Consider the following 17,720-nt stretch of genomic DNA (forward strand, 5'->3'; position numbering starts at 1 on the left):
GACGCGCCACGATCAGGTCACCTGATCGTGGCGCGAGCCCCGGGGCCCGGAGGTCAGTCGCCGGGGGCGGAGAGCCACGCGCGGACGTCGGCGTCCGAGCCGCCGAGGACCGGTGGGGCGGTGTGGTCGCGGCGGGTGGTCTCGGTCTCGCCGTCCGGGCCGGGGGTGAAGAAGCGCAGCGGCGGCCCGGGCAGCTGCAGCCGGCCCAGCGTGGCGTGCTCGACGTCGACCAGCAGCCCCTGCGAGAGGGTCTGCTCCCAGCCGTAGACCTCGTCGATGGTGCGCACCTTCCCGGCGGGGACGCCGGCGGCGGCCAGCCGGGCGAGCAGCTCCTCGGGCGGGACGTCGGCGAACACGCCCTCGAGCAGCTCGATCACCCGCTGCCGGTTGCCCACCCGCTCGCCGTTGGTCGCCAGGCCGTCGGCCTCGGGGTCCAGGCCGAACTCGGCGCACAGCCGCCGCCACAGCCCCTCCGACCCGCAGGACAGCTGCACACTGCCGCCCTTGCAGCGGAACAGGCCGTACGGCGCGATCGAGGGGTGGTGGTTGCCCTGCGCGCGGCCGACCTGCCCGCCCACCGTCCACGCCGTCCCCTGGAAGGCGTGCACGCCGACGATCGCGGCGAGCAGCGAGGTGCGCACCACCTGGCCGCGGCCGGTGCGCTCCCGCTCGTGCAGCGCGGCGAGCACGCCGTAGGCGCCGTACATGCCGGCCAGCAGGTCGCCGATCGGCACGCCGACGCGCTGCGGGTCGTCCGGACCCGGGCCGGTGAGCGACATCAGCCCGGCCTCACCCTGCGCGATCTGGTCGTAGCCGGCCCGGCTGCCCTCGGGCCCGTCGTGGCCGAAGCCGCTGATGGAGAGGGTGACCAGCCGCGGGTTGAGCTCGGCGAGCACGGCGGTGCCGAAGCCGAGGCGCTCCAGCGTGCCGGGCCGGAAGTTCTCCAGCAGCACGTCGGCTCGGCGGACCAGCTCGCGCAGCAGCTCCTTGTCGGATGCCTCCTTGAGGTCGAGGGTGATCGACTCCTTGTTCCGGTTGGTCGACAGGAAGTACGTCGACTCCCGGTCGCCGGAGTCCGGCTGGATGAACGGCGGGCCCCAGCCGCGGGTGTCGTCCCCGCTGCCGGGGTTCTCCACCTTGATCACCCGCGCGCCCAGGTCGCCGAGCATCATCCCCGCGTGCGGCCCGGCCAGGGCACGGGTCAGGTCGACGACGAGCACGCCGTCCAGCGGTCCGGTCACGACAGCCCTCCGGGGGTCTCAGAGCCAGCCGGGGACGACGAAGACCAGCCAGGCCAGGAACGGCCCGACGACCACGACGATCCCGGAGTAGGCGAGGATCTGCTTGTAGAAGCGGTCCCGGTCGACGTCCTGCGCGTTGGCCAGCACCAGCGCGCCGTTGGTCGAGAACGGGCTGACGTCGACGATCGTGGAGGCCACCGACAGGGCGACCACCACGCCGACGGCGCTGATGGCCCCGGACTCCAGGAACGGCACCGCGAGCAGGATGGCGACGCCGATGATCGCCGTCGACGACGCGAAGGCCGACACGACGCCGCCGATGTAGGCCAGCAGCAGCGCGATGAGCAGCGGTGCGCCCAGCCCGATCACCGCGTCGCCGACGTAGTCGATCGTCCCCGCCTCCTGCAGGACGAACACGAAGGTCAGCACGCCGGCGATCAGCAGCACGGTCGACCAGCTGATCTGGGTGACCGCCCCCTTATGGCGCTGGGCGGAGAACAGCGCCAGGACGACGGCCACGGTGATGGCGACGAACCCGATGTCGAGTTCGAACACCAGCGCCAGGACGGCGACCACCACGAGCCCGATGAGGGTGAGGACCTGCTCGAGGGAGACCGGGCGGGGCCGGTCGGGGTGGACGTGCTCGTCGTCGTCCCCGCCGACCCCGGGCCCGGGTGCCGCACCGTGCCCGCGGACGAGGGTGCCGTGCGCGTGCTCGGTGTGGGCCAGGGGCTCGGCCGCCACCTTCCGGCCCAGCAGCTGGCGGCCGCCGAGGACGAGGAACAGGACCAGCGCGATGGCCAGGTTGAAGAACAGGGCGCCGAGGAAGACCGCCAGCGGGTCGTTCGGCAGGCCCGACTCCTCGACGATCTCGTTGACCGTGACGCCGTAGACGCTGATCGGCGAGAAGCCACCGCCCTGGGCGCCGTGGATGACCATCATGCCCATCAGCAGCGGGCTGATCCCGTGCCGCGCGGCGAAGGTGAGCGCGATCGGCGCGATGATCGCCACCGCCGCCGGCGAGAGCGCCCCGATGGCGGTGAGCAGCGCGGTGACGAGGAACATGATCCAGGGGATGGCGGCCACGTGGCCCCCGACCAGGCGCACCGCGCCGCGCACCAGCAGGTCGACGGTGCCGTTGTTCTGCGCGATGGCGAACAGGTACGTGACGCCGATCAGGGTCAGCACCAGTCCGGCCGGGAAACCGGCGAGGATGTCGTCGGTGCTCAGCCCGACCGAGAGGGTGCCGACGACGAAGGCGGCGACGAAGGCCAGCGCGCCCATGTTGATCGGCAGGAACGTGGCGATCGCGAAGATCGCGACGAGCGCCAGGATGGTGACGATCTCCGGTGACACGGGAGCCTTCCTGTCGACGGTGACGGGTCGGCCCACCGTGTCACCTACCGGCGGGTAGGGCCTGCCATCCGCCGTCCGGGGTGACCACGGCGCTCACCGGCCGGTCGTGGTCGAGCGCCGGCAGCCGGTCGACCAGCTCGTCGTCGAACACCAGGGCCACCACGACGGCGCCCGGGCGGGTGTGCCGCAGCGCCCGGTCGTAGTAGCCGCCGCCCCGGCCCAGGCGGGTGCCGGCCCGGTCGACGGCCAGCGCGGGCACGACGACGACCTCCGCCGCCCCCACCGCCGTCGGGCCCAGCCGCGGCCCGACCGGCTCCAGCAGCCCGAACCGGCCCGGCGCCAGCCGGCCGGTGTCGACCGCCCAGCCCAGCTCCCGGCCGGTCTCGGGCACGACCGGCAGCAGCACGCGGGCGCCCAGCTGGGTGAAGGCGGCCGGCAGCCGGCCGGTGCCCGGCTCGGTCTCGTCGGGCACGAAGGCCGCCAGCGTGCGCACCCGCGCCAGCTGCCGGAGCAGGGTGGTGGTCACCGCCGCGGCGGCGGTCGCGCGCTCGGCGGGGGAGCGGCCCCGGCGGCGGGCCACGAACCGGTCGCGCAGGGCCGCCTTGGCCGGCTCTCCGTCGTGCGGGGTGGTCACCGCGACAGGCTATTGCCGGAACCCGTCGCCCGAGCCGCCGTCCGGGCCCGTCCCGGGGGCTGGCTAGGCTCCCCGCGTGGAGACCCCGCGCACGCGCCCGACGCGCAAGGCCGTCATCCCCGTCGCGGGGATGGGCACCCGGTTCCTCCCCGCCACCAAGGCGGTCCCCAAGGAGCTGCTGCCGGTCGTCGACCGCCCGGCGCTGCAGTACATCGTCGAGGAGGCCGCGCGCGCGGGCCTGCGCGAGGTGCTCATGGTCACCGGCCGCAACAAGGCCGCCATCGAGGACTTCTTCGACCGCACGCCCGAGCTCGAGACGGCGCTGGAGAAGAAGGGCGACGCCGGCCGGCTGGCCGCCGTGCACGAGTCGACCGACGTCGCCCAGGTGCACTTCGTCCGGCAGGGCGAGGCCCGCGGCCTGGGCCACGCGGTGCTGCAGGCGGCCGCGTTCGTCGGCGAGGAGCCCTTCGCCGTCCTCCTCGGCGACGACCTGATCGACGCCCGCGACCACCTGCTCGAGCAGATGCTCGCCGTCCAGGCCGAGCACGGCGGCTCGGTGGTGGCGCTGCTCGACGTCGGCAAGGAGAACATCGACAAGTACGGCGCGGTCGCCGTCGAGCCCGGCGGGTCCGAGGACGTGGTGACGATCACCGGGCTGGTGGAGAAGCCGCCGGTCGAGGAGGCGCCGTCCAGCCTGGCCATCATCGGCCGCTACGTGCTGGCCCCCGAGGTGTTCGGCGTGCTGCGGGAGACCGCGCCCGGCCGCGGCGGGGAGATCCAGCTGACCGACGCGCTGGCCACGCTGGTCGAGCGGGGGCAGCCGGTGCACGGTGTCGTCTTCGGCGGCCGCCGCTACGACACCGGGGACAAGCTCGACTACCTCAAGGCCGTCATCCGGCTGGCCTCCGAGCGGGAGGACCTCGGTCCGGCGCTGCGCTCCTGGCTGACCGACTTCGTGGCCGACCTGCCGGCCGAGGGCGCGTCGCAGGCCTGACCCGGCCCCCGCAGGGGGGACGATCACGGGGATGACCGAGCACAGCACGGGGCGGGCGCCGCTGGGCGCCCGGGACGCGGAGTACCGGGAGACGTCGGCGCTGGACCTGCGCAGCGGCGCCACCGTCGACCCCCCGGCGCCGCCCGTGCACGCGACCACGCAGATCGAGCCCGGCCAGGTCCCGCCGCCGCGCGCGGCAGCGCCCGAGACGCCGGTGCTGCGCGACGTGGAGACCCACCTCGACGAGATCCTGGCCGCCGTCCCGCAGCCCGAGCCCATCGAGCTCGCCGTGCTGGACGCGCAGGGTCTGCTGTGCGCCGAGGAGGTGGTCAGCGCCCGCGCGCTGCCCTCCTTCGACCAGGCCGCCCTCGACGGCTACGCCGTCCGCGCCGAGGACGTCGCCGGTGCCGCGCCCGACGCGCCGGTCGAGCTCGCCGTCGTCGGGGAGACCGCCGCCGGCGCCGCCGGCCCGAGCGCGCTGGCGCCCGGCCAGGCGCACAAGGTCGCCGCCGGGGCGATGCTGCCGGCCGGCGCCGACGTCGTCGTCCCGGCCGTGTGGACCGACGGCGGGGTGGTCCGGGTGCAGGTGCACGCGCCGGTGGAGCCTGGCGGCTGGGTGCGCCGCGCCGGCGACGACGTCTCGCCCGGCACCGCCGCCGTCCACGTCGGGACGCCGATCGGCCCGGCGCAGATCAGCCTGCTGGCCGCCGTCGGCCGCGACCGGGTGCAGGTGCGCCCGCGGCCGCGGGTCGCCGTCCTGTCCGCCGGCAGCGAGCTGGTCGACATCACCGCCACGCCCACGCCGGGCCAGGTGGTCGACGTCAACACCTACGCGCTCGCCGCCGCCGCCCGCGACGCCGGTGCCTCGGCCTACCGCTGGGGGATCCTGCCCACCGAGCGGCGCCGGCTGACCGAGGTGCTGGAGAGCCAGCTGCTGCGCAGCGACCTGGTGCTCATCGCCGGCACGCACACCGCCGAGGGCGACCTCGTGCAGGAGGTGCTCGCCGAACTCGGGCCCATGCGCTTCCGCCAGGTGACCATGCACCCCGGCCCGGTGCAGGGCTTCGGCCGGCTGGGCCGTGACGAGGTCCCGGTGATCTGCGTACCGGGCGAGCCGGTGGCCGCGCTGGTGTCCTTCGAGGTCTTCGTCCGCCCGGCGATCCGCTCGATGCTGGGCAAGCGGCAGCTGTTCCGGCGCACGGTGCAGGCCATCTGCGCCGGGCGGCTGCTCTCCCCGCTGGGGTACCGCCAGTACCTGCACGGGCAGGTCATGCGCCATCCCGACGGCGGGTACGTCGTCGAGCCGCTCGGCGACGGCGACGAGGCGATGCTCGCCCGCATGGCGCGGGCCAACTGCCTCATCGTGGTCGACGAGGACGTCACCGAGGTCGCCGAGGGTGGACTGGTGACGGTCATGCCGCTGCTGCTGGGCGGCTGACCTGGACCTCGACCCGCTGCAGCACCCGGGCTGGCCGGCGAGCCTGGCCTGCGGGCCGGTGGAGGTGCACCCGCTGCGCCGCGGTGACGCCGCGGAGTGGAGCCGGCTGCGGCTGGCCAACGAGGCGTGGCTGCGGCCCTGGGAGCCCTCCGCGGGGGTGGCCTGGTCGGTGCGGCACACCTCGGCGGCCTACCGGGCGATGCGCCGGTCGCTGACGCGGCGCGCGCGGGCGGGGACGTCGCTGCCCTTCGCCGTCCGGGTGGAGGGGCGGCTGGCCGGGCAGGTGACCGTGGACAACATCGTGCGCGGCGCGCTGCGCTCGGGGTCGCTGGGGTACTGGGTCGACCGCGCGGTGGCCGGGCGGGGGATGGCCTCGCTGGCGGTGGCGCTGGTGTGCGACCACGCGTTCGGCCCGGCCGGCCTGCACCGGCTGCAGGCCGACATCCGCCCGGAGAACCTGCCCAGCCAGCGCCTGGTCGAGCGGCTCGGGTTCCGGCGCGAGGGTCTGGCCCGCCGGTACCTCGACATCGACGGTGACTGGCGCGACCACCTGTCGTACGCGCTGCTGGCCGAGGACGTCCCGGGTGGGGTCCTCGGCCTGTGGCGGTCCCGCGTACCACGCTGAGGACGATGCGGAGCGTGACGCCACGTCGACACGCCACCGGTCCGGCACTCGCGTCACACACCACTCGCGCGACACGCCCGCGCGCCTCCCTCCACGGGGGGAGCGACCTGCATAACCTGCCGCGGCAAGTGACTCGTGTGACGGGTGGTGTTCTCGATGGGGTCTGGCGTGCTGCTCGCCGCTCTGGTCGTGCTGTGGTTCGTGGTGCTGGTGCCCATGGTGGTGACCCGCGACACCTCGTCGTCCCGTGCGGAGGTCGCCCAGGGGCGGACGCTGCAGCGGCGGCGGGCCGGTGACCCGGTGCACTCCGCGGCGACCGAGCGGGTGTCGGTGGACCGCGACACGCTGCGCCGGACCGGCGAGCTGCGCGTCGACGTGCACGCGGTGCGCCGGCGCACGCTGGCCGGGCTGTTCGCCCTGACGGTGCTGGCGCTGGTCGGTGCGCTGGTCGTGTCGCCGTGGCTGTGGCTGCTGCAGGGGCTGCTCGACGTCGCGCTCGTCGGCTACCTCGTGGTGCTGCGGGCCGCCGCGCGCCGGGAGCAGGCCGCTGCCCGCCGCGCCGCCCGTGCCGCCGTCCGGCCGGCCGCTCGCCCCGTGGCGCGCCCGGCCGCCCGTCCGGCGCCGGCCCCGCGTCCCGCGCCGGTCGACGTCCCGGCCGTGGCCGAGGAGGCCCCGGCCCGGTCCACCGCCGACCTGCCGCACCCGAGCCTGCCGCTGGCCCCGGTGCACCCGCTGCGCCCCGGCCGCGTGGTGGCCGCCCGCACGCCGGCGCCCGCCGGCTGGCAGGACAGCGCGGTCGTGGGCCTGGACGACGACGACATCGGCTTCGCCGACGTGGACCTCTACCAGCCGCGGGTGGTCAACGGCTGACGAAGGCCCCCTGCCCCCGCCGCTCCCAGGCTCGCGGCGGGACCCTGCAGGGGGGCCACGCCGGGTCCGCCCCCGCTGGCGGCACCCGGACCAGCGGGCGGTATCGTTGCCGTCCGTCAGGGGCTGTGGCGCAGACCGGTAGCGCACCTCGTTCGCATCGAGGGGGTCAGGGGTTCAAATCCCCTCAGCTCCACACCGAGACGTCAGAACGCCGTCGGGGCCACCGCCCCGGCGGCGTTCGGCGTCTCCGGGGCGGCGACCGCGCCCGCCGCGCGGACCGACCTCCCGGGCGGTCACCCGGAGGGGTGAGCGACGCCGGTGCCGATCTCGGGTCACGGGACGACGTGCCGATGCCTGTTGTGTCCAACAGAAGCGTCCCTGCGTCACCCACCTGAAGGAGGCATCGTGCGCGTCTCCCCGCGCCGCGGTCGCCGATCCGTGCTGGCCGCCGTCGTCCCCGTGGGTCTGGTGCTGAGCGTGGCGCTCACCTGGAGCTCCACGTACGCGGCCTTCTCGGCCACCACGCAGAACCCCGGCAACTCCTGGCAGACCGGCAGCGTCCGGCTGACCGACAACGACAGCGGGACGGCGTTGTTCGAGAGCGCGACCGAGACCGGGCTCACGCCCGGCGCGGCCCGCTCCCGCTGCATCCGCCTCGACTACGCCGGGGACGTCGCCGCCGACATCCGGATGTACGTCGGCACGCCGGCCGGTGGCGCGACCACCCTCGACCGCTTCCTCGTCATGAGCGTCGAGCGCGGGCAGAACGTGTCGGCGACCACCTCGGTGCTGCCCGACTGCAGCACCGGCTTCACCCCGACGGCGTCCCCGACGTTCCTGTTCAACACCCGCCAGGCCAACGACGGCCTGGCCGACCAGGCGGCCACGCTCACCGCCCTGCGGAGCCGCGCGGACTACGCCACGGGGCTGTCCCTCGGCCCGTCGGTCGCTCCGGGCACGTCGCTGACCCTGCGCATCTCGTACCTGGTCAAGGACGACAACGACGCCCAGCGCACCCGGTCCGACGCCACGATCACGTGGGAGGCGCGGAACACGTGATCACGTCGACCGCTCCCTCGTGGACCTCCCGGGCCACGGCCGCCGGCCGGATCGCCGTCGCGGTCGTCCTGGTCGCCGTCGCCGGCCTGGTCCTCCTGGCCCTCGCCCCCCGGCTCGTCGGCTTCCAGGGGCACGTGGTCGTCTCCGGCTCGATGGCCCCCCGGCTCGCCGAGGGCGACGTGGTGCTGACCCGTCCGGTCCTCCTGCAGGACCTCGAGCCGGGGCAGATCCTGCTGTTCCCCGACCCCTCGGGCGTCGACCGGCTGGTGGTGCACCGGTTGGTCTCCCTCGACGAGCAGGGCGCCCTGGTCACCCGCGGCGACGCCAACCAGAGCAACGACACCGCGCACGTGCCGGCCGCCAGCGTCATCGGCGAGGTGCAGCTGCGCGTGCCCTACGTCGGCCTGCCCGCGTACTGGCGGACCGAGGGGCGGTGGGGCGCGATCGGTGCGACCGCCGCACTGCTCGCGGCAGCCGCCGTCGTCGTCTCCGGCCGGACCGGCGGCAGCGCTGGCCGTGGCCTCACCACCGCCGACCGGCTCCGGGCAGCGGCCCTGCGGGCCGTCGTCTGACCCGTCGGCTGCTCCCGCTCAAGAACGGCCCCGCGAGGCCGATGAGACCAGGAGGCCGGTCCCGCGCCGGTGGTGCGGACCACGTCGAGGAGGGGGACAGCGTGCGCCCAGCGCCTCAGCTCCCGCCCCGGCGTGCGGCCGGTGGCGGCCGAGCCGCCGCCTGGCTGGTCGGTGCCGCCCTGTTCGCCTCCCTCGCAGGGGAGTGGCTGCCGGTCGGGACGACTCCGGCGGCCGCGAGCACCAGCGCCGTCAGCCTGGTCGACGACCGCGGCGGTGCCGCCCTGTTCACCTCCACGGGGCTGACCCCCGGGCGCACCGAGAGCACCTGCGTCGCGCTGGCGGTGACCGGGTCGGCGGCGTCCCTCGGCGAGGTCGAGCTCAGCGCCACGGGGACCGGTGGTGATCTCGCTCCGTACCTGCAGGTCGGCGTCGAGGCCGGCACCCTGGCCGACCCGGCCAGCTGCGCCACGTTCTCCGGCGTGCCGGTCTGGAGCGGGACGCTGGACCGGATGCCCGCCGACGCCACCGCCGGCATCCCGACGGGCTGGCGACCGGCATCGGCGTCCGAGGCCGTCTTCCGCCTCACCGTCACCGTCCTCGACGACCCCGGGGCACAGGGTCGCCGCGCGGCGGCGACGTTCGTCTGGGCCCTCGACGTCGAGCCGGTCCCGCCCGCGCCGGAGCCCACCCCCTCGGCGCTCCCGGGCCGCACCCCGGAGCCGACGCCGACGCCGACCCCGACGCCGACCCCGACGCCGACCCCGACGCCGACCCCGGAGGTCCTCCCCGCGCCCGTGCCGGAGCCGACCCCCACCCCGGAGGTCCCGAGCCCGACCCCGCCGCCGACACTGGACGACCCGCCCCCGGTCTCCGACGTCGTCCGGGCCGAGCCGCTGCAGGCGCCGCCGGCGACGGTCGCCGAGGCGGTCGCACAGGCCGTCGCGGAGGTGGCCGCCGCCGTGGGGGAGACCGCCGTCGCCGTCGCCCAGGACGGTCAGTTCCCCCTCGGTCTGGTGGGCGTGGTGGTCGGGTTCCTCTTCGTGCAGGGCCGGCTCGACCAGCGCGACCCGAAGCTGGCGCTGGCCCGCGTCAGCTCCGACGTGCACGACTTCCAGGACTTCCCCCGAACGCCGAGGACCACGACATGAGCCAGGCATCCGCACCGCAGGACCTCGACCTCCTGCCGCTGGCCGACCGGCTGCGGTGGCTGCTCGCCGTCCGCGCCGGGCTGGTCGTGGCCCTGCCGCTGGCGGCCTGGGCGGTCACCCGGACGGCGCAGACGCTGCCCCTGCAGTACCTCCTGGTGCCCGGGGTGGCGCTGCTGGCGTTCGGGCTGCTGCTGCAGGGGCTGTCGGGCCGGGGACGCCGGTGGGCCGTCCTGGCGATCACCGCGCCGGTCATGCTCGACGCGGTCCACCTCGGGTGGGCGCTCTACCTCACCGGGGGGATCGACAGCCCGGTCGTCTACGTGATCGTCCTGCACGTGCTGGCGGTCTCGCTGCTGAGCTCCTTCCGCAGCGGCCTGAAGATGGCCCTCTGGCACTCCCTCGTGGTCATGTGCGTGCTCGAGGGGATCACCACCGGCTCGCTGCCCGCGCGCGGGGTCGAGGGCTTCGACAAGCTCACCTACAGCGTCTTCCTCACGGTGGTGTGGGTGACCGCGGTGACCACGGCCGTCCTCGGCGCGGTCAACGAGCGCGAGCTGCGGCGCCGCCGCTACGACGAGGAGGCGCTGCGGCGGCTGGCGGCGGCGCTGCACGAGGCGGAGAGCACCACCGAGGTGGCCGAGGCGCTGCTGGACTTCACCGTCGACGCGGCCGATGCCGCGGTCGCCGCCGTGCACTGCCACGTGCCCGACGGCGCCACCGGCCCCGCCGTCGACCTGGCCGTGCGCCGGCGCGGGGACGGCGAGGCGGAGGAGCTGCGGGGCATCGCGCCGCCCGCTCCCGGCTCCCTGCTGGCCGACGTCGGCGCGCGCGGGCACACCTTCCTCGCCGCCATGACCGCTCCCGACCCCTGGGTCGACGAGGTGCTCGACGGCGCCCGCCGCGTCGTCGCCATCCCCTTCGGGCTCGACGGTCAGGGCAGTGGCGTCCTCACCTTCACCGACGACGCGCGCACCGGCTCACGCATCCAGCAGCGCCGGGTGGGCGTGGCCGAGCAGGCCGTGGCCCACGCCGCGACGGCCTTCGCCCGTGTGGCGCTGCTGGAGCACCTGCAGCGCAGCGCGCTCACCGACGGCCTCACCGGGGTGTCCAACCGCCGGGCCTTCGACGCCGCCCTGGACCGGGAGCTGTCGATCGCCGCCCGGGCGGATGCCCCGCTCGCGGTCCTGATCTTCGACCTCGACCACTTCAAGAAGCTCAACGACACCTTCGGCCACCAGGCCGGCGACGACGTCCTGCGCGGCGTGGGTGCGGCGCTGCGGGGGAGCGCGCGGCAGGGCGACGTCGTGGCGCGCTACGGCGGTGAGGAGTTCGCCGTGGTCATGCCCGGTGCCGAGGCCGACGACGCGATCGCGTTCGCGCGCCGCATCCGCACGGTGCTGGCGGAGGTCGAGGCGCCGCGGACGATCACCGCGAGCGTGGGCATCTCCTGCCACCGCGGCGCCGGGGCGGCCGCCGCCGACCTGCTGCACGCCGCCGACACGGCCCTGTACGCGTCCAAGGCCGGCGGGCGCGACCAGGCCCGCATGGACGGCGTCGAGGGGCCGGTCAGCGGCGTGGCGGTCGACGACGGGGTCCTGCCGGTGCAGTACCCGTGGCAGGAGCCGGCCGCGGCGCACTGAGCGCCGGCGCGGGTCCTCCCCCGAGGGAGTGCCCGCACGCCCCGGCCGCTCAAGTCGGCGCCGCGCGCGGTCGATGCACCGGCGAGGACCCCGCGAGCACGCGGGCGCGGACGGAGGACGGCGATGACACGGTCCAGGCGCGCGCGGCGGCTGCCCCGCCGTGCCCTGGCCGCCGTGGCGTGCGCCCTGGGCCTGCTCGCCCTCACGGTGGTGCTGCCCGGCGCGTCGGCGCGGTTCTCCTCGGTGACCGCCAACCCTGCCGGCGCGTGGGCCACCGACGGGGTGGCGCCGCCGACCGGCCTGTCCGCGGTCCAGGCCTGCACCCGGACGCCCATCACGTTCCGTGGGGCCGCCGCGTCGACGAGTCCGTCACCGCTCACCCTGAGCCGGCCGAGTGCGACCCAGGCAGGCGACGTCCTGGTGGCCCAGGTGACCTACTACGGGGCCTCGACGATCAGCGCGCCCAGCGACTGGACACTCCTCTTCGCGGACACGAGCGGAGGGGTGGTGACCTCCGCCGTCTACTACAAGGTCGCCACGGGCGCCGACGCGCCCGCGACCTTCACCCGTCCGGACTCGAGCCCCGGGGACATGGTGGGCGGGATCGTCGCCTACAGCGGGGTCGACCGGAGCAGCCCCGTCGCCGTCACCGGGAGGACCACCGGTGCCGGCGAGACGGTCACCCCGTCGGCGGTGACGACGACGGTGAAGGACACGGTGCTCGTGTACTTCCTGGCCAAGGCGGGCGCGCAGTTCGCGACGCCCGGGGGTCTCCGGGAACGCTGGAAGCTCAGCTCCGACAGCGAGGGGATCACCGCGGCGGACGAGTCCTTCGTGGGGCCGGGTACGACCCCGTCCCGCTCCTTCTCGTCGCCCGGCTCCACGACCGCGTACATCGCCCAGACGATCGCCCTGCGTCCCACCGCCCCTCTGGTCGAGGCGTCCCTGTCCTGGACGGCCAGCCCCAGCACCTGGGCGACCGGCTACCGCCTCGAGCGCAGCACCGGCGGCACGGCCCAGGCGCCCCGCTCCCTCACCCCGATCGGCGCGACCTCCACCACCGAGGGACCGCTGGTGAACGGCACCGCGTACACCTTCCGGCTGTGGGCCTACCGCGGCACCTGGACCTCCACCGCGGTGACCGCCCCGCTGACCCCCTCCTGCTGACCCGCCCCGGGGCGGATCGACGGCGCGGCGCCGCCCACGTCGTCGACCCACGCAGTGCCGGCACCCCGTCGTCCGCGGGTCCTCCTCCGAGGGAGTGCCCGCACGCCCCGGCCGCTCAAGTCGGCGCCGCGCGCGGTCGATGCACCGGCGAGGACCCCGCGAGCACGCGGGCGCGGACGGAGGACGGCGATGACACGGTCCAGGCGCGCGCGGCGGCTGCCCCGCCGTGCCCTGGCCGCCGTGGCGTGCGCCCTGGGCCTGCTCGCCCTCACGGTGGTGCTGCCCGGCGCGTCGGCGCGGTTCTCCTCGGTGACCGCCAACCCCGCCGGCGCGTGGGCCACCGACGGGGTGGCGCCGCCGACCGGCCTGGCGGCCTCCCAGGCGTGCTCGGCGCCGGCTCCCTCCATCGCGTTCCGGTCCGCCGCCTCGGCGACCGCCCAGGGCTCGCTGACCCTGCCGGCGCCCGCGGGGACGCGGGCCGGGGACGTGCTGCTCGCCCAGGTCGGGCACGGCACCAGCGCCGTGCCCCTTCCCGAGCCCCCCGGCTGGACGCTCGTCCGCCGCGACTCGTACACGAGCGGGCTGACCTCCGCGGTGTTCTGGAAGAAGGCCGTCGACGGGGAGGGCAGCGCCACCTTCGCCTTCCCCGCCGGGAGCACCGTCACCATGGCCGGGGGTGTCGCCGCCTACAGCGGGGTCAGCCTCACCAACCCCATCGAGACCTCGGACGGGCTCTCGGGCTCCGACACGGTCATCAGGACCCCGGGGGTCACCACCACGACGGCCGACACGGAACTGATCCGCCTGACCACCAGCGCCCGCGAGCCCCACCCGGCCCCGAGCAGCACGACCGAGCGGTGGCGGCAGCTCGCGGTGACGGGGACCGGCGGCGTCAGCGCCGGTGACGAGCCGTTCCCCGGACCCGGGACGGCGCCCGTGCGCACCACGTCCGCGCCCAGTGGCGTGGCGGCCTCCTGGGTCGGGCAGACCGTGGCCCTCCGGCGCTCGTCGGGCACGCCGTCGGCCGTCCTCTCGTGGACGGCGAGCGCCAGCCCGTGGGCGACCGGCTACCGCCTCGAGCGCAGCGCGGGCGGTGCGACGCCGTCGACGCGGTCGATCACGCCGATCGGCGCGACGGGCACGACGGAGGGACCGCTGGTCAACGGCACCGCGTACACGTTCCGGCTGTGGGCCTACAAGGGGACGTGGACGTCTCCTGTGGTGAGCACCACGCTGACCCCCTCCTGCTGACCGGCCGCGGGACGTCGTTCGACAGCAGGAGGCGGGCGACTTCGTCAACCCCCGTGGGGCCGACGTCCCCGGACCAGGCCCCCGGGCCGCCTACCGTCCTTCCCCGTGGCAGCGGGGGAGCATCCGGTCGCCCTCCTCCGGGAGGCGCTGGCGGTCGAGGCGCTCCTGGACGCCGCCTGGCGGCCGGCCGAGCTGCTCGGCTGGCGGCACGACGACGGCCGCTGCCAGGCGCGGGTCCGGCTGGACTGGGACGGCGGGTCGCGCGTGCTCTGGACCCCGCTGACCCTCCTCCGGCTGCCCGAGCCGGAGGCCCTGCCCGAGCCGGACGCCCTGCCCGAGCCGGAGGCCCTGCCCGAGCCGGTGGCCGCGCCCGCGCCGCCGACCCGGCGGGCGGTGCCACCGCCGGTGCCCCCGCCGGCGACCGCGGCCGGCCGGGGAGCGGTGCACCGCGCCGCCCGGCCTCCGGCCCGGCGCCCCGAGCGGGTCCCCGCGGAGCGGCCCGCGCCGGGGAGCGACGACGCGGACCTGCTGCGCCTGCAGGTCGAGCTGCTCAAGCTGCAGGCCTGGGTGCACGAGGAGGGCCGGCGGGTCGTCGTCGTCCTGGAGGGCGCGCGGGACGCCGGGCAGGGCGGCACCGCCGCCGCGCTGGTCGAGCACCTCGACCCGCGGGTGGCGACGGTCGTCCCCGCCGGGGCGCCGGACCGCGCCGCGCACCTGCCCGCGGCGGGCCGGCTGGTGGTCTTCGACCGGTCCTGGTGCGGCCCGCTGACCCGGGACCCCGCCGCCCGCGCCGCGCCGCTGCAGGACCTCACCCGGCTCGAGGAGGCGCTGACCGGGGGAGGGGTCCACCTGGTCAAACTGTGGTTCTCCGTGGCCCGCGCGGACGCCGACCCCGCGGCGGAGGCGGCGCTGGTCGGCGCCACCTCGACGCCGGCCGCGCCGTGGACGGTGCTCGCGGCCGACGACGAGGGGCGCGCCCGCACCGAGGCGCTGCGGCACGTGCTCTCCGTGCTCGACTACCGCGGCCGCCGCGACGACGTCGTCGGCCGGCCCGACCCGCTGCTGGTGGCGCCGGTCCCGCCGTCGCTGCTGCCCGCCGGCTGAGCGGCGGGCGCTCCGGACGGGGAGGTCTACCGCGGGGTGTCCGCCCGGCCGGCGGCGCGGAAGTCCGGCCGCCGCTTCTCGACGAAGGCCCGCACGCCCTCGCGGCCCTCGGGGTCGGCGGCGGACTCGGCGATGAGCCGGGCCTCGTCGTCCAGCTGCTCCTCCAGCGTGCGGATGGCCGCCCGGCGGACCAGCGACCGGGTGCGGACCATCGCCCGGACCGGTCCGGCGGCCACCGTCTGCGCCAGGGTGACGGCGGCCTCGCGCAGCTGCCGGTCCTCCACCAGCCGCGCGACCAGGCCGAACTGGTGCGCCTCGGCGGCGCTGAGTGACCCGTCGGTGAGCATCAGCTCCAGGGTCCGCGGGGCGCCGAGCGCGCGGGTGAGCGCCCAGGAGCTGCCGCCGTCGGGGGAGAAGCCCAGCGCCCCGTAGGCCGGGCGGAACTTCGTCGATCGGGCGCAGACGACGACGTCGCACGCGCCCACCAGGCCCACCGCGGCCCCGGCCACCGCGCCCTGCACGCCCGCGACCACCGGCACGGGGCTGTAGAGCAGGAGGCGCACCACCTCGTGCCAGTCGTGTGCCAGCTGCCCGACGAACGCGCCGGGGTCCTCGGCGCCGGCGAAGGCGCGCACGTCACCGCCCACGCAGAAGCGCTCACCGTTGCCCAGCAGCAGCACCGCGCGGCTGGCGTCGGGGCGCGCCCGCAGGGCCGCGGTCAGCTGCTCGGCCATGGCCGGGTCGAGCGCGTTGCCCGCCTCCGGCCGGTCGAGCGTGATCGTCCAGACGTCGCCGTCCGGTGCGGTGAGCACGCGCGGGCGGTCGGTGGTGGTCATGCGGAGTCCTCCAGGAGCCGGTGGCGACCACCGTAGGGCTCAGGCCCGGACGCGCTCCTCGGTGACCTCGCTGTCGACCGCGGCCGGGGCGCCGCCGAACTCGTCGGCGACCTCGCCGGCGACGTCGTCGAGGTGCTCCTCGCCGGACAGGCCGGCGTCGGCCGCGGCCAGCATGCGGTGGCCGGTGGCCAGCACGGCGATGCCCAGGGCAACGGCGCCGGCGCCGACGAGGAAGGGCACGTGGATGTCCCAGGCGTCGACCATCCTGCCGGCCACGAACGGCGCCAGCCCGCCGCCGATGAAGCGCACGAACCCGTAGGCCGCCGAGGCGACCGGGCGCTCGACGGGCGAGACCAGCATGACCGCCTGGGTGGTCAGCGTGTTGTTGATGCCGACCACGATGCCCGAGGCGACCACGCAGGTGATGAGCGCCCAGCGGACGTCGGTGAACAGGCCGATGAGCAGCAGCAGGACGGCGAAGAAGCCGAGCGCGCCGTAGAGCGAGGGCGCGGTGCCGAAGCGGGCCTGCAGCCGCGGCGCCCCGACGACGGAGAACAGGGCGACCAGCAGGCCCCAGCCGAAGAACACCCAGCCGAGCTGCACCGCGCCGAGCTCCATCGGGTAGGGCGCGTAGCCCAGCATCGTGAAGAAGCCCCAGTTGTAGAGCACCGCGGTGAGGCCCATGGTCAGCAGGCTGCGGTGCCGCAGCGCCTGCAGCGGCGCCGACAGCGGGGTCCTGTGCGCCGGCCTGGGCATCTCGTCGAGCAGGACGACGGTGGCCAGCAGCGCGACGGCCATGAGCACGGCGACGCCGAAGAACGGGCCGCGCCAGCTCATGTCGCCGAGCAGGCCGCCGACCAGCGGGCCGGCCGCGATGCCCAGGCCCAGGGCGGCCTCGTAGAGCACGATCGCGCCGGCGAAGCCCCCGGTGGCCGAGGCGACGATGACCGCCAGCGAGGTGGCGATGAACAGCGCGTTGCCCAGCCCCCAGCCGGCGCGGAAGCCGACGATGCCGCTGATCGAGCCCGACAGCCCGGCGAGCGCGGAGAAGACCACGATGATCGCCAGGCCGGTGATCAGCGTCTTCCTGGCACCGATCCGGCTGGACACCCAGCCGGTGCCGAGCATCGCCACGGCGGTGACCACGAGGTAGCTGGTGAACAGCAGGCTGACCTGGCTCGGCGTGGCGTCGAGCTGCTCGGACAGCGCCGGCAGGATCGGGTCGACCAGGCCGATGCCCATGAAGCTGACGACGCAGGCGAAGGCGACGGCGTAGACCGCCTTGGGCTGCCTCCAGGTGCTGGCTCCGGCGGAGCTCACCGGATCACCTCCGGGGTGGGGTCGGGCCGGCGCAGCGCGGCGGCCAGGGAGGCGAGGGCGGGCAGCGCGTCGGCGATGCGCCGCACCTCGTCGGGGGAGAGGGCCGCGAGCGCGGCGTCGAGCCGGGCGGAGCGCCGGGCGCGGCGTCGCGCCAGGACGGTGGCGCCGGCCTCGGTCAGGCCGAGCAGGACGACGCGGGCGTCACCGCCGCGCCGGACCAGGCCCTGGGCGGTCAGCCGGGCCACCAGCGCGCTCATCGAGGGCTGGGCGACCCCCTCGGAGGCCGCCAGCTCGGTCACCCGGGTCGCGCTCTGGCGCTCCAGGCGGGCGAGGGTGGCCGCCGCGGTGCGGGACGGGCCGTCGTCCGGTGCGGTCAGGGTGCCCAGCCGCACGAGGACGTCGGCGAGGTGCTCGTCGACAGGCGGGGCGCTCACGACTATTGGTTGTACGCCCCAACTATCTATC

17 protein-coding genes and 1 tRNA gene are annotated in these 17,720 nt (G+C 76.0%); 12 read left to right on the forward strand and 6 right to left on the reverse strand.

All coding sequences use genetic code 11. From position 1 onward, the window contains the following. Positions 1 to 53: 53 nt before the first annotated feature. From ACU616_RS11960 to ACU616_RS11970, 3 genes are read right to left on the reverse strand one after another with little or no spacing between them, the layout of a single operon-like run. Complete coding sequence (locus ACU616_RS11960) at positions 54 to 1,241, reverse strand: CaiB/BaiF CoA transferase family protein (protein ID WP_446758681.1); 1,188 nt, start codon at positions 1,239 to 1,241, stop codon at positions 54 to 56. A gap of 18 nt (positions 1,242 to 1,259) precedes the next feature. Beyond that, the gene (locus ACU616_RS11965; RefSeq protein WP_446758682.1) at positions 1,260 to 2,597 is read right to left on the reverse strand and encodes an SLC13 family permease; all 1,338 of its coding nucleotides are present in this window, start codon (positions 2,595 to 2,597) and stop codon (positions 1,260 to 1,262) included. 40 nt (positions 2,598 to 2,637) lie between these two features. Further along, positions 2,638 to 3,231: a 5-formyltetrahydrofolate cyclo-ligase gene (locus tag ACU616_RS11970; protein ID WP_446758683.1), complete on the reverse strand. Its 594-nt coding sequence runs from the start codon at positions 3,229 to 3,231 to the stop codon at positions 2,638 to 2,640. 76 nt (positions 3,232 to 3,307) lie between these two features. Between ACU616_RS11970 and galU the strand changes: the two genes are divergently transcribed. From galU to ACU616_RS12030, 12 genes are all read left to right on the forward strand, one after another. After that, the gene (galU, locus tag ACU616_RS11975) at positions 3,308 to 4,225 is read left to right on the forward strand and encodes a UTP--glucose-1-phosphate uridylyltransferase GalU (protein ID WP_446758684.1); all 918 of its coding nucleotides are present in this window, start codon (positions 3,308 to 3,310) and stop codon (positions 4,223 to 4,225) included. Positions 4,226 to 4,256: 31 nt separating this feature from the next. Then, entirely contained in the window at positions 4,257 to 5,663 is a 1,407-nt protein-coding gene (gene glp, locus ACU616_RS11980) for a molybdotransferase-like divisome protein Glp (protein WP_446758685.1), read from the forward strand. A gap of 58 nt (positions 5,664 to 5,721) precedes the next feature. Then, positions 5,722 to 6,288, forward strand: a complete 567-nt coding sequence (locus ACU616_RS11985; RefSeq protein ID WP_446758686.1) for a GNAT family N-acetyltransferase — start codon at positions 5,722 to 5,724, stop codon at positions 6,286 to 6,288. A gap of 156 nt (positions 6,289 to 6,444) precedes the next feature. Further along, positions 6,445 to 7,158: a divisome protein SepX/GlpR gene (sepX, locus tag ACU616_RS11990; protein ID WP_446758687.1), complete on the forward strand. Its 714-nt coding sequence runs from the start codon at positions 6,445 to 6,447 to the stop codon at positions 7,156 to 7,158. 119 nt (positions 7,159 to 7,277) lie between these two features. After that, positions 7,278 to 7,351: transfer RNA gene (locus ACU616_RS11995), tRNA-Ala, on the forward strand. Between the two features lie 212 nt (positions 7,352 to 7,563). Then, positions 7,564 to 8,217 carry a hypothetical protein gene (locus tag ACU616_RS12000; protein WP_446758688.1) on the forward strand — a complete coding sequence of 218 codons (654 nt, stop codon included), beginning with the start codon at positions 7,564 to 7,566 and terminating at the stop codon, positions 8,215 to 8,217. Continuing rightward, positions 8,214 to 8,789 carry a signal peptidase I gene (locus tag ACU616_RS12005; protein WP_446758689.1) on the forward strand — a complete coding sequence of 192 codons (576 nt, stop codon included), beginning with the start codon at positions 8,214 to 8,216 and terminating at the stop codon, positions 8,787 to 8,789. Before ACU616_RS12000 ends, ACU616_RS12005 begins: the two co-directional genes overlap by 4 nt. Positions 8,790 to 8,890: 101 nt before the next feature. After that, positions 8,891 to 9,937: a hypothetical protein gene (locus ACU616_RS12010; RefSeq protein ID WP_446758690.1), complete on the forward strand. Its 1,047-nt coding sequence runs from the start codon at positions 8,891 to 8,893 to the stop codon at positions 9,935 to 9,937. Then, positions 9,934 to 11,577, forward strand: coding sequence for a diguanylate cyclase (locus ACU616_RS12015; RefSeq protein ID WP_446758691.1), 1,644 nt, complete (start codon positions 9,934 to 9,936; stop codon positions 11,575 to 11,577). The genes ACU616_RS12010 and ACU616_RS12015 overlap by 4 nt, the downstream gene beginning before the upstream one ends. Positions 11,578 to 11,700: 123 nt before the next feature. Then, positions 11,701 to 12,744 (forward strand): hypothetical protein, encoded by a 1,044-nt coding sequence (locus tag ACU616_RS12020; RefSeq protein ID WP_446758692.1) that lies wholly within the window; start codon positions 11,701 to 11,703, stop codon positions 12,742 to 12,744. A 189-nt stretch (positions 12,745 to 12,933) separates the two neighbouring features. Then, entirely contained in the window at positions 12,934 to 13,995 is a 1,062-nt protein-coding gene (locus tag ACU616_RS12025) for a fibronectin type III domain-containing protein (protein ID WP_446758693.1), read from the forward strand. Between the two features lie 105 nt (positions 13,996 to 14,100). After that, a complete protein-coding gene (locus ACU616_RS12030) occupies positions 14,101 to 15,099 on the forward strand; it encodes a hypothetical protein (protein ID WP_446758694.1) in 999 nt (332 codons plus the stop codon). A 26-nt stretch (positions 15,100 to 15,125) separates the two neighbouring features. On the opposite strand, the gene ACU616_RS12035 is transcribed toward ACU616_RS12030, so the two are convergent. Genes ACU616_RS12035 through ACU616_RS12045 form a run of 3 tightly spaced genes read right to left on the reverse strand, consistent with a single transcriptional unit; the run spans position 15,126 to position 17,689 of the window. Beyond that, positions 15,126 to 15,935: an enoyl-CoA hydratase/isomerase family protein gene (locus ACU616_RS12035; RefSeq protein WP_446758695.1), complete on the reverse strand. Its 810-nt coding sequence runs from the start codon at positions 15,933 to 15,935 to the stop codon at positions 15,126 to 15,128. 39 nt (positions 15,936 to 15,974) lie between these two features. Then, the gene (locus ACU616_RS12040) at positions 15,975 to 17,255 is read right to left on the reverse strand and encodes an MFS transporter (protein WP_446758696.1); all 1,281 of its coding nucleotides are present in this window, start codon (positions 17,253 to 17,255) and stop codon (positions 15,975 to 15,977) included. Continuing rightward, positions 17,252 to 17,689, reverse strand: coding sequence for a MarR family winged helix-turn-helix transcriptional regulator (locus ACU616_RS12045; RefSeq protein ID WP_446758697.1), 438 nt, complete (start codon positions 17,687 to 17,689; stop codon positions 17,252 to 17,254). The genes ACU616_RS12040 and ACU616_RS12045 overlap by 4 nt, the downstream gene beginning before the upstream one ends. Between the last annotated feature and the right edge of the window lie 31 nt (positions 17,690 to 17,720).

The sequence above is a fragment of the Geodermatophilus sp. URMC 62 genome (assembly GCF_052931475.1).

What these genes read in the sequence shown, in the direction of transcription:
- glp (WP_446758685.1), top strand. Translation starts at nt 4,257, where the DNA reads ATGACCGAGCACAGCACGGGGCGGGCGCCGCTGGGCGCCCGGGACGCG.
- sepX (WP_446758687.1), top strand. Translation starts at nt 6,445, where the DNA reads ATGGGGTCTGGCGTGCTGCTCGCCGCTCTGGTCGTGCTGTGGTTCGTG.
- ACU616_RS12015 (WP_446758691.1), top strand. Translation starts at nt 9,934, where the DNA reads ATGAGCCAGGCATCCGCACCGCAGGACCTCGACCTCCTGCCGCTGGCC.
- ACU616_RS12020 (WP_446758692.1), top strand. Translation starts at nt 11,701, where the DNA reads ATGACACGGTCCAGGCGCGCGCGGCGGCTGCCCCGCCGTGCCCTGGCC.
- ACU616_RS12025 (WP_446758693.1), top strand. Translation starts at nt 12,934, where the DNA reads ATGACACGGTCCAGGCGCGCGCGGCGGCTGCCCCGCCGTGCCCTGGCC.
- ACU616_RS12035 (WP_446758695.1), bottom strand. Translation starts at nt 15,935, where the DNA reads ATGACCACCACCGACCGCCCGCGCGTGCTCACCGCACCGGACGGCGAC.